The sequence below is a fragment of the Pedobacter jeongneungensis genome (assembly GCF_039538295.1).
GTDB classification, from domain to species: Bacteria; Bacteroidota; Bacteroidia; order Sphingobacteriales; family Sphingobacteriaceae; genus Pedobacter; species Pedobacter jeongneungensis.
In genome coordinates this window covers 459333-475252 of sequence record NZ_BAABBY010000004.1, presented here as the reverse complement: position 1 = coordinate 475252, position 15920 = coordinate 459333, and the positions used below count along the sequence as shown (strand labels likewise).

12 protein-coding genes are annotated in these 15920 nt (G+C 38.5%); 8 read left to right on the top strand and 4 right to left on the bottom strand.

Annotated elements, in window-relative coordinates; all coding sequences use genetic code 11:
• Nucleotides 1-101: 101 nt before the first annotated feature.
• Nucleotides 102-3107, bottom strand: a complete 3006-nt coding sequence (locus tag ABD769_RS10105; protein WP_344851310.1) for a ligand-binding sensor domain-containing protein — start codon at nt 3105-3107, stop codon at nt 102-104.
• Entirely contained in the window at nt 3097-3882 is a 786-nt protein-coding gene (locus tag ABD769_RS10100; RefSeq protein WP_344851309.1) for a LytR/AlgR family response regulator transcription factor, read from the bottom strand. The genes ABD769_RS10105 and ABD769_RS10100 overlap by 11 nt, the downstream gene beginning before the upstream one ends.
• 124 nt (nt 3883-4006) lie before the next feature.
• Between ABD769_RS10100 and ABD769_RS10095 the strand changes: the two genes are divergently transcribed.
• Complete coding sequence (locus tag ABD769_RS10095) at nt 4007-4735, top strand: ferritin-like domain-containing protein (protein WP_344851308.1); 729 nt, start codon at nt 4007-4009, stop codon at nt 4733-4735.
• An 18-nt stretch (nt 4736-4753) separates the two neighbouring features.
• A complete protein-coding gene (locus ABD769_RS10090) occupies nt 4754-5650 on the top strand; it encodes a ferritin-like domain-containing protein (RefSeq protein ID WP_344851307.1) in 897 nt (298 codons plus the stop codon).
• Nucleotides 5651-5898: 248 nt separating this feature from the next.
• Here ABD769_RS10090 and mqnC read toward each other — a convergent pair whose 3' ends face one another.
• Nucleotides 5899-7023 carry a cyclic dehypoxanthinyl futalosine synthase gene (gene mqnC, locus ABD769_RS10085; RefSeq protein ID WP_344851306.1) on the bottom strand — a complete coding sequence of 375 codons (1125 nt, stop codon included), beginning with the start codon at nt 7021-7023 and terminating at the stop codon, nt 5899-5901.
• Between the two features lie 133 nt (nt 7024-7156).
• Here mqnC and ABD769_RS10080 point away from each other — a divergent pair, with 133 nt between their 5' ends.
• The 4 genes from ABD769_RS10080 to ABD769_RS10065 all read left to right on the top strand — a co-directional run bounded on the left by ABD769_RS10080 (nt 7157) and on the right by ABD769_RS10065 (nt 10353).
• Complete coding sequence (locus ABD769_RS10080) at nt 7157-7384, top strand: DUF433 domain-containing protein (protein ID WP_344851305.1); 228 nt, start codon at nt 7157-7159, stop codon at nt 7382-7384.
• On the top strand, nt 7381-7743 hold the full coding sequence (locus tag ABD769_RS10075) for a DUF5615 family PIN-like protein (RefSeq protein WP_344851304.1): 363 nt from the start codon (nt 7381-7383) through the stop codon (nt 7741-7743). Before ABD769_RS10080 ends, ABD769_RS10075 begins: the two co-directional genes overlap by 4 nt.
• A 101-nt stretch (nt 7744-7844) precedes the next feature.
• On the top strand, nt 7845-9089 hold the full coding sequence (locus tag ABD769_RS10070) for a M16 family metallopeptidase (RefSeq protein WP_344851303.1): 1245 nt from the start codon (nt 7845-7847) through the stop codon (nt 9087-9089).
• Nucleotides 9082-10353: a M16 family metallopeptidase gene (locus ABD769_RS10065; RefSeq protein ID WP_344851302.1), complete on the top strand. Its 1272-nt coding sequence runs from the start codon at nt 9082-9084 to the stop codon at nt 10351-10353. The genes ABD769_RS10070 and ABD769_RS10065 overlap by 8 nt, the downstream gene beginning before the upstream one ends.
• A gap of 127 nt (nt 10354-10480) precedes the next feature.
• Here ABD769_RS10065 and ppnP read toward each other — a convergent pair whose 3' ends face one another.
• Entirely contained in the window at nt 10481-10762 is a 282-nt protein-coding gene (gene ppnP, locus ABD769_RS10060; RefSeq protein ID WP_344851301.1) for a pyrimidine/purine nucleoside phosphorylase, read from the bottom strand.
• A gap of 201 nt (nt 10763-10963) precedes the next feature.
• On the opposite strand from ppnP, the gene guaB reads away from it, so the two are divergent.
• The gene (gene guaB / locus ABD769_RS10055) at nt 10964-12433 is read left to right on the top strand and encodes an IMP dehydrogenase (protein WP_344851300.1); all 1470 of its coding nucleotides are present in this window, start codon (nt 10964-10966) and stop codon (nt 12431-12433) included.
• Nucleotides 12434-13181: 748 nt separating this feature from the next.
• The gene (locus tag ABD769_RS10050; RefSeq protein ID WP_344851299.1) at nt 13182-15761 is read left to right on the top strand and encodes a TonB-dependent receptor; all 2580 of its coding nucleotides are present in this window, start codon (nt 13182-13184) and stop codon (nt 15759-15761) included.
• Nucleotides 15762-15920: the final 159 nt, after the last annotated feature.

The window sequence follows — 15920 nt, the reverse complement described above, 5'->3', positions numbered from 1 at the left end:
AACACTATCGTTTATTTCTAACACAAGTTTAAGGCTAAAGAAGGTTCGATCCAGGTTCTATTTAGTGAGTGGTATTAATAATTGAGTAAACGGTAAAATTTCTATTTTAACGGTATAGAAATGGATACTGTTGTGCCATTTGTAGCATTTTGTTTCACATTTAAGTGTATAGGTTTTGCTCCAATCTGCCCTAAAAGGTGTAATCTTTCTTTGGTAAGCTGCATGCCTTTACTGATATGCGTTTCCTTTTTATCTTTCAATGAATTATCAATACCAATCCCGTCATCTATTATTTCGATGTTTAAATAAAATTCGTCCTGCAGTTTAATGTTGATCTGGATTTCGCCACCGGTTTCTTTTGGCATAATGCCATGCCATATTGCATTTTCTACATAGGGTTGTAACAACATGGAAGGAATAAAGGTTTCTTCCTTGTCTATATCTTCGTCGATATTAAAAACATATTCGAGTTTATCGCCGAAACGATTTTTTTCCAGTTTTAGATAAAGATTAAGGTATTCCAGCTCTTCTTCTAAAGAAATGTAACTTTTTGTACAAATTTCGAGGTTTTTTCTGATCAGGCGGGCAAAACCGGTTAAAACTTTATTGGCAGAGGCCGTATTTTGCGTATTAATGTAATGCTGGATAGAATTCATCACGTTAAATACAAAATGCGGATTCATCATGGCCTGTAAAGCCTGCTGCTCAAGCATTAATACCTTATTTTTTAATAATAACTGCTCTTGCTCTTTATCTTTTTGTTTGCGGGTGATGTAAACCGCTACTTTATAGAAAATATAGGCTACTAACAGGATTAAAATGGACAAAAACCATAGACTTTGCCAAAAATGTTTTTTAATAGTAAAGGAGATTTTTGCCGGTTCGCCCCAGTTTCCGTTCTGACTTTTGGCGCTTACTTCAAACACGTAATCGCCCGATTGTAGCGAGGAGAAATCCAGTCGTCTGGTGCGCGTTTCTATCCAGGGCGAATTTTCGTTTAAACGGTAGCGGTAGGTAATATCACTCGTGGTAAAATCTACCGCGCTAAAAGTGAATAAAATAGTGTTATTGCCCGTTTCGAAGGTGAAATTTCCCTGATCTACCGGTAAACGTTCGTTATCTTTAATAATGGAGGTAACGTACACCTTGGGCAGGTTTTTAATGATATTTTTATTGTTGTACTTGAATAAAATTAACCCTTTGTTTGTAGCAAAATAAGCCGTGCTATCATCAATAAATAAACTGTTGATATCATCGCTCAACAAATCTTTGCCATAGTCGAAATTGGCCACACTGGGCTGATTCGGGTAATCTGCAATTTTGTTAACACCTTTGTTCGTGAGGACCCATATCTCGCTGTTTTTTACAAATATTTTGGTACAGATGTTATTGGTTAAACCATCTTTTTGAGTAATCTGCCTGGTAATCTGATTATTTTTGTAAAAAATTAATCCATAGCCATCAGTAGCTAAAATCAGCGTACCATCCGCAAGCTGCTGAATGTCGTTTATCCTCTTGGTAAGCAAAGGATGATTTTCGTAATGTTTGATTAATTTTCCTTTAGAAAACTGTGATAAACCGCTAACGTTGGAAAACCACAAACTGCCTTCGCGGTCGTAAAAAACGTGATAGGAGCGGTCTTTAAAAAAATCTTCTTTTTCGCGGTATTTTGCGGCGTTAAATTCGAATTTGTTGGTCCTGTCGGATAAGAAAACCACCCCTGATGATAGCGCCAGGGCTAAATGGTTGTTGTTTTCGCCAATGCTGAAGTGTTTGATTACAAACATGGAATTGTTTGATTCCTTTAAATAACTTACTTCATCATTGCCTTGATAAATATTTTTAAAAACGCCCATTCCATAATCAGAAGCGAAATATATCGATTGATCTTTGGGATCGAATGTAATCTGTTTAATGGTTTTGTACTTTTTAAAATCATCCAGACCGATTTCGTTAACCTGATAATTGTTGATGCTTAAAACATCAATTACGGCATCATCAGTACCCAGCCAAAGGCGGTTTTTACCATCTTTAGTGATGCTTTTGATTACATTGCTGCTCAAACCCGACTCTGCATCGATAATAGAAAGTCTGTTGTTCGCATTCGGCAGCATATAAATGCCCTGATTGGTAGCAAACCATATGTTTTGGTTATTATCTTTAATTACCTGGTTAACAGCAATATCCTGTAAATACTGAACGGTTTTCCCATTTTTATCAAGGGCAAAAGCGCCGTTTGCATTTGATAGCCAGACTTCTTTAGCGGCAACGTCGTAATAAAAATAGCCCGACATGTTTTTGATCAGGTTCTGCGGGATTGGGATCAGGTTATTGATGGTTCCGTGTCTGTATTGTTTCAAACCACCACTATCCAGATAGAACAAAGACCGGTGGGGACTATTGGTCGCGGTCATGTAAGAAAGTGGCTGAACCTTAGATTTAATCATGGAAAAAGTTTTTCCATTAAATTGCTGAACGCTTAAATCGCTGTAGGCAATTATGTTTCCCTGTTCATCCTCATGGATAAAGGCATTGATAAATTTATCATTCTGGTTAGGAGAAATGTATTTTTTGATCGTTTTTCCATCCCAGCAAACAATAAGATTAGCGTTGGTGCCGAGCCAGATTCTTCCGGATTTATCGACCAAAAATGAAACAATTACGGTATTAAAGTTTAATTTTTTAAGCAGTTCATCGTTATCCTGGTTATAAAATTTACCTTCTTTAAGGTAACTCAGCTGACCATTAAGCGCGAAAAACCATAAACGGCCCTCTTTATCCTCTTTCATCTGGAGGATCTGTGTATCAGGCAATCCATCTTCAATGGTGAAATTCTGGAAATTTGTACCGTCAAAACGGCTCAGTCCATTGTCTGTAGCAATCCAGATAAAGCCTTTTTTGTCCTGTAAAATATAATAACAGTTGTTGCTGGCCAATCCGTTTTTCGAATTGTAATGCGGAAGATAGGTGGTTTGGGCAAAAAGACTTTCAGGAGTGATAAAACCGGTTGCTAAAAATAAAAAAGCAATAAAAATTCTGCTGAAGTTTGGCTTCAGGATAGCTTTTTTAGCTAAAAATTGAACTTTTATCTTTGGTTTAATGATCACTGTTGGCTTTTGTAAATAATTTTATTTTTTCGAAAAAATCGCTCGCCCTTCTTCTCGAAATGTTGATGCTTTCACCGTTTTTCAGGAAAACCTGGAGTCCGTTTTTAGAATTGTATTCCTTTAAGTGGTTTAAATTGATGATGCTCGACTTGTGAATCCTTACAAATTGGTCGGTTGGTAAAAGCTCTTCAAACTCGCGTAATACTTTAGAAACGGTTATTTTATCGTGATTATTTAAGTGTACGATAGAATAATTACTATCTGCCTCAATGTAAATAATGTCATCAATATCGATCATTTTAAAACCTTGTCCGTAAGGCAGTGTAAGTTTCCTGATTTCCGTTCTGGAGCTTAAGCTGGAGGCGAGATTATTGATTCTTTCGTCGTTTTCATTTTGGCCTTTAAACAATTTTATATGCTGAAAAACCTTCTCTACGGCTGTTTTAAGCTCATCTATATCGATTGGCTTTAGCAGGTAATCGAGCGCATTGGCTTTAATTGCCTTTAGTGCATACTGATCGTAAGCGGTAGTAAATATAACAGCTGCCTTGTGTTTTTGTGCATCGGGGATGAGTTCGAAACCATTGCCTCCCGGCATGGCAATATCGAGAAAGATTAAATCGATGGGATGGTGCGCTAAAATATCTTTTGCTTCGGCTACAGACCTTGCAATACCGGTAATTTCTACCTGTGCACAATTCTGTTGCAGTAAAAAAAATAGCGACGATCGGGCAAACTCCTCATCATCAACAATAATGGCTTTAAGTGTAGTCATAATTATAGGTTGGTGAATGTATTAAAATGCGCTTACAAAAAAAAATGCAAAAAGAAAAAACCAGTGTTCTGATTGTCACGTATGTATCATCAAACGAATTCAAAACCACTAAACATAGATGACTATGAAAAACAATGAACTAGAAACAAAAAATGAGCTTCAGGAAAAAAGTTTATTTGACAAAACTGTAGGAAGAAGATCTTTTCTTCAGTATGCAGGCGCGGGTGCAGCGGGTATTGCTTTAGTAGCTGCTGGTTGTAAAAAAGACCGCGGTTATGAAAATCCAACAATGAACGGGGGGGCAACATTGGATTTTAAGGATGATTTCGGTGTATTAAACTATGCTTATGCTTTGGAACAGTTAGAAGCTGCATTTTATGTTAAAGTTGCTTCAGCACCACCATCAAGTTTTACTGCTGCTCAAAAAGCTTATTTCCAGGATATTCAGTTCCATGAAATTGCGCACAGAGAGTTTTTTAAAGCCGCTTTAAGTACTGCTGCAATAGGTAGTTTAGAAGTTGATTTCTCTTCAATTGATTTTACAAGTGCATCGAGTGTTTTAGCTACAGCAATGGCTTTTGAAGATTTAGGTGTATCTGCTTATAATGGTGCCGGATCAAGAATAAAAAATGCAACTTATTTATTGTTAGCAGGCAAGATTGTTTCTGTAGAAGCTCGTCACGCAGCATATGTTCGTGATTTGATCTCAAATGGAACATTTGCAGATTTAAACAGCCTTACTAGTTTAGGCGCTGATAATGCGAAAGGACTAGATGCTGCACTAACTCCGGATAAGGTTTTAGCTGTTGCCGGTAAATATATCAAAACCAAAATTAACGTAATTAATCTTTAATTTTTAAAACAAGAAATCATGAATATCGTAAATATATTAGAAGAAATTGAAAAAGTTGACGGCGAAATCTATGAAAGATTAAATCCGAGAAGAGCCGCTATGAAAAGCTTTTTTAACGTAGGTAAAAAGATATCTTTAGCAGCTGTACCACTTGTCCTTAGTTCAATGTTCCAAAAAGCTTATGGTCAAACTACTCTACCTGCTGCAGTTGTAGATGTATTAAATTTTGCATTGTCGTTAGAGTATTTAGAATACCATTTTTATAATCACTGTATTGTAGGCAAAACTCCGGGATCAGCAGTTACTGATGTTACTTTTAATTTTCCTAACGCAGCGAGCCAGGCAGCGATTACCACTATTCGCGATCACGAGAAAGCGCACGTTGATTTATTGGTAACAACTTTGGGAAGTGCAGCTCGTGCACCAATTGCTTATGCTGATACTGATTTTAGGGCTGGTGGAACATTTTCAACTGTTTATAGTGATTATAATACATTTTTAGCTGTTGCACAAGGTTTTGAAGATACTGGCGTTAGAGCGTACAAAGGTCAGGCAGGGAATTTATTAGTGAGTCCGGGTATACTACAGGTTGCATTACAAATCCACTCAGTAGAAGCACGTCACGCATCACATATTCGCCAGATGCGTACAGCAGCTTCAGGAGGAAGTCCAGTATATAAACCTTGGGTAAGCTTAGGTGCTTCCGGACAGGCAAATGATTCTGGCGTTCCACAGGTTGATGCTGTTTATGCTGGTGAAGATTTAACGGTACAGGCAGGTGCTAATATTGTAGGTATTGGTGGAAATGCAGGTATAACCAAGGCAGCAGCAGTAGAAAGTTTTGATGAGCCATTAGATAAAGCGAGCGTTGTTTCAATCGCAAATTTATTTTTACAACCAGGTAAAAAATTGTAATACAATAAAATATTTACATTATTGATTAGGTAATGTTTAGTTTAAGGTAGGGAGGTAGAACTTGGTTTTACTTCCCTTTTTTGTACATGATTTTCAAGATTGATCAGTTGAAATTTAAATTGATCCGTTATTTGATCATTAAAGATTTCGAAGAACTTAACTATATTGCTTTAGGCAAGCTTGCCAATGCTCATTAAAAATCAATATTTTCTTCCATTTCCCGTCTTCCATTTTCCCTTTTACATCATTTAGTAGGTTATCACCTGCTCTTCCAAATGCTCTGGTAAATCCCTGTAATTATATTTCTGTCCACGTAACTGTGGTTCGAAACCTGCAGCTTTAATTGATTGCTGGATACCATTTGCGGTGAAGCGATGTGGTGCACCAGCGGCCGATACCACGTTTTCTTCAATCATGATCGATCCAAAATCGTTTGCACCTGCATGTAAACACAATTGTGCAGTGGTTTTTCCAACGGTTAACCAGCTGGCCTGAATGTTTTTAATGTTTGGTAACATGATACGGCTTAAGGCAATCATTCGGATATATTCATCAGCGGTTACATTGTTACTGATTCCGCGGAGCCTCTTTAATAAAGTACCATCGTCCTGGAAAGGCCATGGAATAAAGGCCAAAAATCCATTTGCATCGGCAGGTTTTTCGCTCTGTACCTGACGGATCCATACCAGATGCTCAAAACGTTCTTCGATGGTCTCTACATGGCCGAACATCATGGTTGCCGATGTGGTAATATCTAATTGATGGCAGGCACGCATTACATCCAGCCACTCTTGTCCGCCACATTTTCCTTTAGAAATTAAACGTCTTACACGGTCATTTAAAATTTCGGCACCAGCACCAGGCAACGAGTCCATTCCTGCTTCTTTAAGCACTTTTAACACCTCTGTATGTGTCATGCCTTCCAGTTTTGCTACGTGTGCAATTTCCGGCGGACCTAAGGCATGAAGTTTTAAATCCGGATATAATTCTTTTAGTTTTTTGAACAGATCGGCATAAAAGGCTAGGCCCAAATCAGGGTGGTGACCACCTTGTAATAACAACTGATCGCCGCCTAAACGGAAAGTTTCTTCAATTTTTACCTTATAGGTTTCGATATCGGTAATATAACTCTCCTCATGGCCAGGCCTGCGGAAGAAATTACAAAATTTACAGTTCGCGATGCAAACATTGGTCGTGTTTACATTGCGGTCGATTTGCCAGGTTACTTTACCACTTGGCACCTGAATTTTTCTTAGTTCATTGGCCACAAACATCAAAGATGCAGTATCGGCATTGTGATATAGATATACGCCTTCTTCCTGAGAAAGAAACTCAAAGTTTAAGGCACGTTTTAATAATTCTGCAGTTTGCATATACAAATGTAAATAAAACTGGGCTGTTGGATGTTAAAAGCTGCAACAAAACTTTAATTTAACAATCGGCCAACAATTAATTTGTATATAAGTTGATACATTATAATTATATTTGAAATAAGCGTAAACAATTATGAAACATTTAGATAGAATTACTTTAAATCCTGATCAAATGGGCGGAAAACCTTGTATCCGCGGATTAAGGGTAACAGTTGGTACCATTATAGGTTTATACGCTTCGGGTTTGTCAGCTGTAGAAATTATAAAACAATATCCTTATCTTGAAGAGGAAGATCTCTTGCAGGCGCTATCTTATGCTTCCTGGCGTTCAGAAGAAATCGAAGTCCCTGTTGCGGTTTGAAAATATTGATTGATATGAATCTGTCACCGGAATGGGAACAGGTTTTTGATAAACATCATATACAAGCTGTACATTGGACAAAAGTTGGTGCTTTTAATGCGCCGGATGTAGACTTAATGAACTGGGCCAGAGAAAATGGTTATATCGTTTTTACGCACGATTTAGATTTTGGTACTGCACTGGCACTTTCTAGAGCCGAATCTCCGAGTGTAATTCAGGTTCGTACGCAGAATGTAACTGTTATTCACCTCGAAACTTTAATTATTCCAATATTCAAAAAATATGGTGAGGTTTTGAAAAAAGGCGCGCTAATTATTATTGATGAGCAAAAAGAGCGGGTTCGCATCTTGCCGCTTTAAACATTGCGTTTATTCTTATCATTTTAATTATGTCTCGCTTCTTACATTTTACATATCCGATTCTAACCTAAAATAATATCTTTACGGTTCTAAAATTAGATATGGTAGATTTTAATCGTTTTACACTAGCCAATGGGTTAAAGGTTTTAGTACATGAAGATGCTACAACCCCGATGGCAGTTTTAAATATTTTATATGATGTGGGTGCCCGCGACGAGGATCCCGAAAAAACCGGTTTTGCACACTTATTTGAGCATTTAATGTTCGGTGGATCGGTAAACATTCCAAGTTACGATGAGCCTTTGCAAAGGGTAGGGGGCGAAAACAACGCTTTTACGAGTAATGATATTACCAACTATTACATTACGCTACCTTCAGAAAATATAGAAACCGCGTTTTGGCTGGAAAGCGACCGCATGCTGAGCCTGGCTTTTTCTGAAAAAAGTTTAGACACGCAGCGGAATGTGGTGAGTGAAGAATTTAAGCAACGTTACCTCAACCAGCCTTATGGCGATGTTTGGCTAAAATTGCGTCCCCTTACTTACAAAAAGCATTCTTACCGTTGGGCAACCATTGGAAAAGAACTTTCGCACATCGAAAATGCAACCATGGAGGATGTAAAAGCATTCTTTAAAAAACATTATACACCGCAGAACGCCATTTTGGTTGTGGGCGGAAATGTGAAAACTGAAGAAGTAAAAAAACTGGCCGAAAAATGGTTCGAGCCTATCCCTGCCGGTGAGAAATATGTTCGGGATTTAGTTCAGGAAGAACCGCAAACAGAAGCCAGACAAGAAACGGTTAAAGCAAATGTGCCATTAAATGCAATTTACATGGCTTTTAAAATGCCCGGACGTTTAAACCAGGATTATTATGCTTTTGATTTGTTATCGGATATTTTATCGCGTGGACAATCTTCCCGTTTATACAACAGTTTATTAAAGGAGCAACAGCTTTTCAGCGATATCAATGCCTATATTTCAAGCAGTTTGGATCCCGGTTTATTTATCGTTGAAGGTAAACTGGTAGAAGGAATCACAATAGAAGCTGCCGAAAAAGCCATTTGGGCAGAACTGGATAAACTTAAGGCTGAGTTAGTTGCAGATGCTGAATTAACTAAAGTAAAAAACAAGGTAGAATCGGTACTGGTTTTTTCTGAAATGAGCCTTTTGGATAAAGCCATGAACCTGGCATATTATGAGCTACTAGGCGATGCTGCTTTATTAAACCAGGAAACAGAGGCGTTTTTAAAAGTTACAGCCGAAGACATTAAACGGATTTCTAACGAAACTTTTAGCCCAAATTCATCATCAACTTTATATTATTTAACTGAAGAACATGCTTAACAGACAACAGGCGCCTGATTTTAAGCAGGTATCGACTATAAATTTTATCCAGCCGGAAAAAAAAGCGCTGGATAACGGTGTTCCTGTTTTTACCATTTACTCGGGTGAGCAGGATTTAGTGCGTATCGAATTTATTTTCGAAAACGTAAACTGGAAACTTGATAAGCCATTACAGGCCATTGCGGTAAGCTCGCTGATTAATAATGGAACCAATAAGTTAACTTCAAAGGAAATAGCCGAGCAGATCGATTTTTATGGGGCGTTTTTTCAAACGGAATATCTTCAGGATCAATCGTCTGTTACCCTTTACACGCTGAATAAACATTTACATTCGGTACTGCCGATTGTGAAAGATGTTTTATCAGAAAGTCAGTTCCCTCAGCACGAGCTTGATATTTATATTCAAAACCAGAAACAAAAGCTGCAGGTAAACTTAAAGAAAAACGATATTCTGGCAAGAAAAGAATTTGCACATGCTTTATTTGGCGATACCGCTTATGGCGTAAATATACAGGCTGAGCATTATGATGCCTTAAAACGGGAAGACCTGATCGAATATTTTAAAGCAGCTTATGCGCCAAATAACTGTACGATTATTGTTTCAGGAAAATTTGATGAAGCAAGTTTTAATTTATTGAATGATGCTTTTGGTAAAAATTGGGAAAAAAGTAATGCCGTAAAAAATAGCTTCGATTTTACTGCTACAGAAAAACAGGTTATTTATACTGAAAAACCAGAAGCATTGCAGTCTGCCATCAGAATTGGCCAACTGGCCATTAACCGTAAACATGAAGATTTTTCCGGGCTTCAGATTTTAAATACTGTATTAGGTGGTTATTTTGGCTCGCGTTTGATGAATAACATCCGTGAAGATAAGGGTTACACCTATGGCATTGGATCTGGCATTTCTTCATTACAACAAGCAGGTTATCTGTTTATTTCTACTGAGGTAGGTGCTGATGTTTGCGCTGCGGCTCTGACAGAAATTTACAAAGAAATAGCGCTTTTAAAAACTGAACTGATCGGGGAGGAGGAGTTGAGCCTGGTTCGTAATTATATGCTAGGTTCTATGTTGGGCAGTCTGGAAAATGTTTTCTCGCATGCCGATAAATTCAAGAATATTTATTTTTCAGGATTGGATTACGATTATTACACTAAATATATCGAAAAAGTAAAAACCATTACAGCTGAAGAATTACTGGCACTGGCTAATAAATACCTTACAACAGAGAACTTTACCGAAGTGGTAATTGGAAAGAAATAAATCTAGCTAAATCAATTAAAACGAGTACTGTCACGCTGAGCCTGTCGAAACGCCTAAAACATACTTTAAAGCGACCTTCGACAGGCTCAGAATGACAATCCTGCATTGATGATATAAAATCTTTTTACTACCTATACTGACATAAATATGCCGTTTGTACCGTCGCTTTTACCTTAAATGATGAATTGGCAGGTACTTCAAAATTACTGCCGGCTTTAAAGGTTTGCCTGTCGGTAGTTTCAGGAAGCAAGGCTTCCAATTCGCCGTCTATAACGTGCATAATTTCTTTTTGGGCGGTTCCGAATGTGTATTCTCCCGGATTTATAATGCCTATTGTCGATTTGCCTTCGGTGGTTTCATAGCCCAGCGATTTTACATTGCCATCAAAATATTGGTTTTCAGTAATCATAATTATAAGGTGAGGATTTTTTTGAGCTTACTTTTACTTCTCAAATGTTTGTCTGTTCGATCGGCACAATTATAATAACATTTATTCATACCGTCAATTGTCAGCCAAGCTCAATATTTAAGCATTTTTATCTTTATGCTTTTATTTTCGCGTTATTTCCGTATCTTTGCCTGGCAAATAATAAATCCTAATTTATTTGCTATGCAACTCGATTCCACAAAATTTATTGCCACAGGTTTAACGTACGACGACGTACTATTAGTACCCGCATATTCAGAAATTCTGCCCCGTGAAGTAAATACATCCACTTTTTTAACTAAAAAAATCAAACTTAATGTTCCGTTGATTTCTGCCGCAATGGATACTGTAACAGAGGCCGAACTTGCCATTGCCATTGCACAAAATGGTGGGATCGGGATGTTGCACAAAAACATGACTATAGACAGACAAGCTGCTGAAGTGCGTAAAGTAAAACGTTCTGAAAGTGGTATGATCCAGGATCCGGTAACTTTACTGGAAACAGCTGTAGTTGCTGATGCTTTCAAAATTATGAAAGAGCACAAAATTGGTGGTATTCCGGTGGTAAGCAGCGATAATAAATTGGTTGGTATTATTACAAACAGGGATCTTCGTTTTCAAAAGGATATGAAAAGGCCAGTTTCTGAGGTAATGACTAAAGATAATTTAATCATTGCACCAGAGGGAACTACTTTGGTACAGGCAGAAGAAATTTTGCAGAACCACAAAATCGAGAAACTTCCCGTTGTAAGTAAAGATGGTTATCTAAGCGGTTTAATTACTTTTAAAGATATATCAAAAGTTAAAAATTATCCTGTTGCCTGTAAAGATGAACGTGGTCGTTTACGCGTAGGTGCTGCGGTTGGCGTAACTGCCGATACCATTGAAAGGGTTGATGCTTTGGTTGCAGCAGGAGTTGATGTAATTACCATCGATACGGCTCACGGTCACTCTAAAGGTGTAGTTGATAAATTAAAAGAAGTAAAAGCGAAATATCCTGATTTACAGGTTATTGTGGGTAATATTGCTACAGGTGCCGCGGCTAAATTTTTGGCCGATGCTGGTGCTGATGCCGTTAAAGTTGGTATTGGTCCGGGTTCTATCTGTACCACCAGAATTATTGCCGGTGTTGGTGTTCCTCAGTTATATGCCGTTTACGAATGTGCTAAAGCATTAAAAGGTACAGGCGTACCGGTTATTGCCGATGGCGGTATTAAGCATACTGGTGATATTGCAAAGGCAATCGCATCTGGTGCAAGCACTGTAATGGCAGGTTCGTTATTTGCAGGGGTTGAAGAATCTCCGGGTGAAACCATTATCTACGAAGGCCGTAAATTTAAATCATACCGTGGTATGGGATCAATAGAAGCCATGGAACAGGGTTCTAAAGACCGCTATTTCCAGGATGTAGAAGATGATATTAAAAAACTGGTTCCCGAAGGTATTGTTGGTCGTGTGCCGTTTAAAGGTACTTTGGCCGAAGTGATGTACCAGTATATCGGTGGCTTACGTGCAAGTATGGGCTACTGTGGAGCAGCAAATATTGAAGCATTACAAGAAGCACAGTTTGTACAGATTACCGCTGCGGGCATGCGCGAAAGCCATCCGCACGATATCACCATTACCAAAGAAGCACCTAATTATACGAGATAGGGTATAAGGCTTAAGGTATAGGGTAAATGAAAATACCTGATAATTTTAAGGAATAAATGAGCGGGGCATCGGTTTATGACAGCCCCGTTTTTTGTCTACCATCATCCTCGTTTGTATTTTGAAAATAACCTGCTGTAACACTTCGGGGCGTGCAGCCCTGCTATCCCTCCAAGTCCGCACTCGTTCCTCGCTTGCGGGCTTTCCGTTCTATCAGGTTTATTTAACCTAAAACAGAGGATCTTGGGAGCAGGTTAGATTTATAAACTCCTCGCCCTCGCCTCGTTTCGTTTCGTGTCGCCACGAAACGAAACTTAGGTGTATGGTGTAAGGCTAAAGTATAGGGTAAATGAAAATGCCTGATAATTTTAAAGACTAAATGAATGGGGCATCGGTTTACGATAGCCCCGTTTTGTTTTATGCCAGACCTCGTAGGCTTTAAAAACCTGCTGGGTTTAGAAAGAGTCTTTAAACTTCTTCGCCTCCGCCTCGGTTCGTGTCGCCACGAACCAAAACTTAATATCAAAGTAATTCTAAAAACCATAAGTAATATAAAAATTCACAAAATAAAATTTGGCAGATAGAATTTTTTAATATATTTGTCGACTAAATCTATAGGATTTATATAATAATTATGAAAACTAATCAAAAATCACGCTTCTATTGTTGTTGTGGCCATGCTAAAACAGTGATCGAATACTTTCGAACGGGTCGCTAATCAACAATATATAAAACAAACTATCAACAAATCATGAACAAAAGTTTACTCTTTTTCTTTTCATTTTTACTTTCGGCAGGCATTGCTTTTGCCCAAAGTCCAATAACAGGTATTATAAAAAAATCTAACGGCGAGCCGGTACCACGTGCAACCATTAAAGTTAGGGGCACCAATATTACCGTAAGTGCCGATGATACCGGTGCTTTCAAAATCGATGCAAAGCAGGAACCTCCATTTTATCTTCAGGTAAGTTCGGTAGGTTATAAACCTCAGGATTTTCAGATTTTAAGGTATCAGGATACACCGATTGAACTGGTTCTGGTAGAAAGTGCCCTTTTAGATGAAATCGTGGTAACCTCACGCCGCCGTTCAGAAGTTTTACAGGATGTGCCTATTCCGATTACCGTAATTGGTGGCCGTGCAGCAGAAAATGCCGGTGCTTTTAACGTTAACCGTTTAAAAGAATTGGTTCCTTCGGTGCAGTTATATGCATCAAACGCCAGAAATACAACGCTTAACATCAGGGGATTAGGTTCAACCTTCGGTTTAACTAACGATGGTATCGATCCGGGTGTAGGTTTTTATGTAGATGGTGTGTACCATGCCCGTCCGGCTGCAACCTCAACCGATTTTCTTGATATCGAGCAGATTGAAATTCTTCGCGGTCCGCAAGGTACCTTATTTGGTAAAAACACCACTGCAGGTGCATTTAACATCACAACAAGTAAACCAACTTTAACGCCAAGTGCAAAAGTAGAGCTAAGCGCTGGAAATTATAATTTCATTCAGGCTAAAACCTCTGTTTCTGGTGCGCTTGCGAAAGATCTTGCTGCAAAAATTTCTATTTCGGGTACACAACGTGATGGTACCATCTGGAACACCAGGGAAGAACGTAAATACAGCGGACAAAATAACCTTGGTTTTAAAGGCCAGTTGTATTACACCCCTTCAGAGAAATTACAGGTATTGTTAAGCGGTGATGTGAGCATTCAGCATCCGGCAGGTTATCCATTGGTAATTGCGGGTGTTGCTACTACAGAAAGAAGTGCATACCGCCAGTACGCTAAAATTGTTTCCGATTTAGGGTATCAGCAGCCTAAAATCGATCCTTTTTCAAGGGAAATCAATACCAATACCCCCTGGAGGCATAATCAGTCTATCGGTGGTATATCTTTAAACGTAGATTATAAAATCGGTAACGGAACACTTACCTCAACTACCGCCTGGAGATTCTGGAACTGGGACCCTACAAACGACAGGGATTTCTCAGAGTTAGCGGCTTTAACCAAATCGCAGGGTACTTCGCGCCACGATCAATATTCTCAGGAAATAAGATATGCAGGTAACATCACCGATAAATTAAGTGGTGTAGTCGGGGTGTATTTGTTAGGTCAGAATTTAAAAGGATTGGCACAAACAGAAGAAGTAGGTAAAGATCAATGGAGATTTGTACAAACCAGCAACACAGGTAGCCAGGCTTTATATTCAACCCCTGGTTTACTGGATGGCTTCGGGATTAAAACCAACTCTACCATCAAATCATTAAGTGCCGCTGTTTTTGCGCAGGTAGATTGGGAAGTTTTAAAGAACCTGCACGTTTTACCTGGTTTAAGATATACTTATGATAAAAAAGATGTTGATTATGATCGGGTAACTTATGGTGGTTTGCAAACTAATGATGCAGCTTTATTAGCGCTCAAAGCAGCTGTATATGCTAATCAGCAGTTTACAACAAAGGTAGATAATAACAATTTATCAGGAAACTTTACCGTGTCATACCGGCCAACACACAACTTAAATGTTTACGGAACTTTCTCTACCGCTTACAAACCGGTTGGTGTTAACGTAGGTGGTTTGCCAACTACTTCAACCGGAGCAGCCGATTTATCGGTAGCAGTGGTTAAACCGGAATATGTTCAACATTACGAATTTGGTGCTAAAACAAAGCCGTTTAAAGGTGCTATTGTAAATCTTAGTTTATTCAATACCGATATCAAAGATTACCAAACCAATGTGCAGTCACCTCAATTAGGTGTAAACAGGGGGTATCTGGCTAATGCCGAAAAAGTTAGGGTAAAAGGATTGGAAATTGACGGAAGCTACCAGCTCGAAAAGTTCTTAACCTTAAATGCTGCTTTAGCTTATCTTGATGGGAAATATGTTAAATTTACCAATGCACCACTTCCTTTAGAAGAAACCGGCCATACCGAACTGGTAAATGGCGTTGCCACACAGGTTGCATTTAAAGATGCTTCGGGCGGCAGGTTACCAGGCGTATCTAAATGGAACATTTCTGGTGGTACAGAGTTAAGCACAGCAGGCAACCTGGCTACTAAAGAAGGCAGGTATTTTATTGCTGGTGATGCCAGTTATCGTTCAGAATACTCTTCGAACCCTACGCCATCCAGTGTTTTAAATGTTAAAGGTTACGCCTTATTCAATGCCAGGTTAGGTTTTAAATCGGATAAATTCTCATTATTTGTTTGGAGCAGAAATATTGCCAATAAAAACTACTATGAGCAATTGCAAGCTGCGGCAGGTAACTCCGGTTTATACGCTGGTGTGCTTGGCGATCCTCGAACTTATGGTGCTACAATCCGTTATACTTTCTAAAGTTGTAGATTAAAAAGTAAATCTTTTCTCTCTTATATTTGGTTAAAAAGGAGTGGTGTAATGCCGCTCCTTTTTTTGTTTATACAGGAAAAAACTTAAATTCCTCAAGTGACTAAGGTGGTCAATATTTTTAGAAAACGAGTTTGCTGATATTAATCG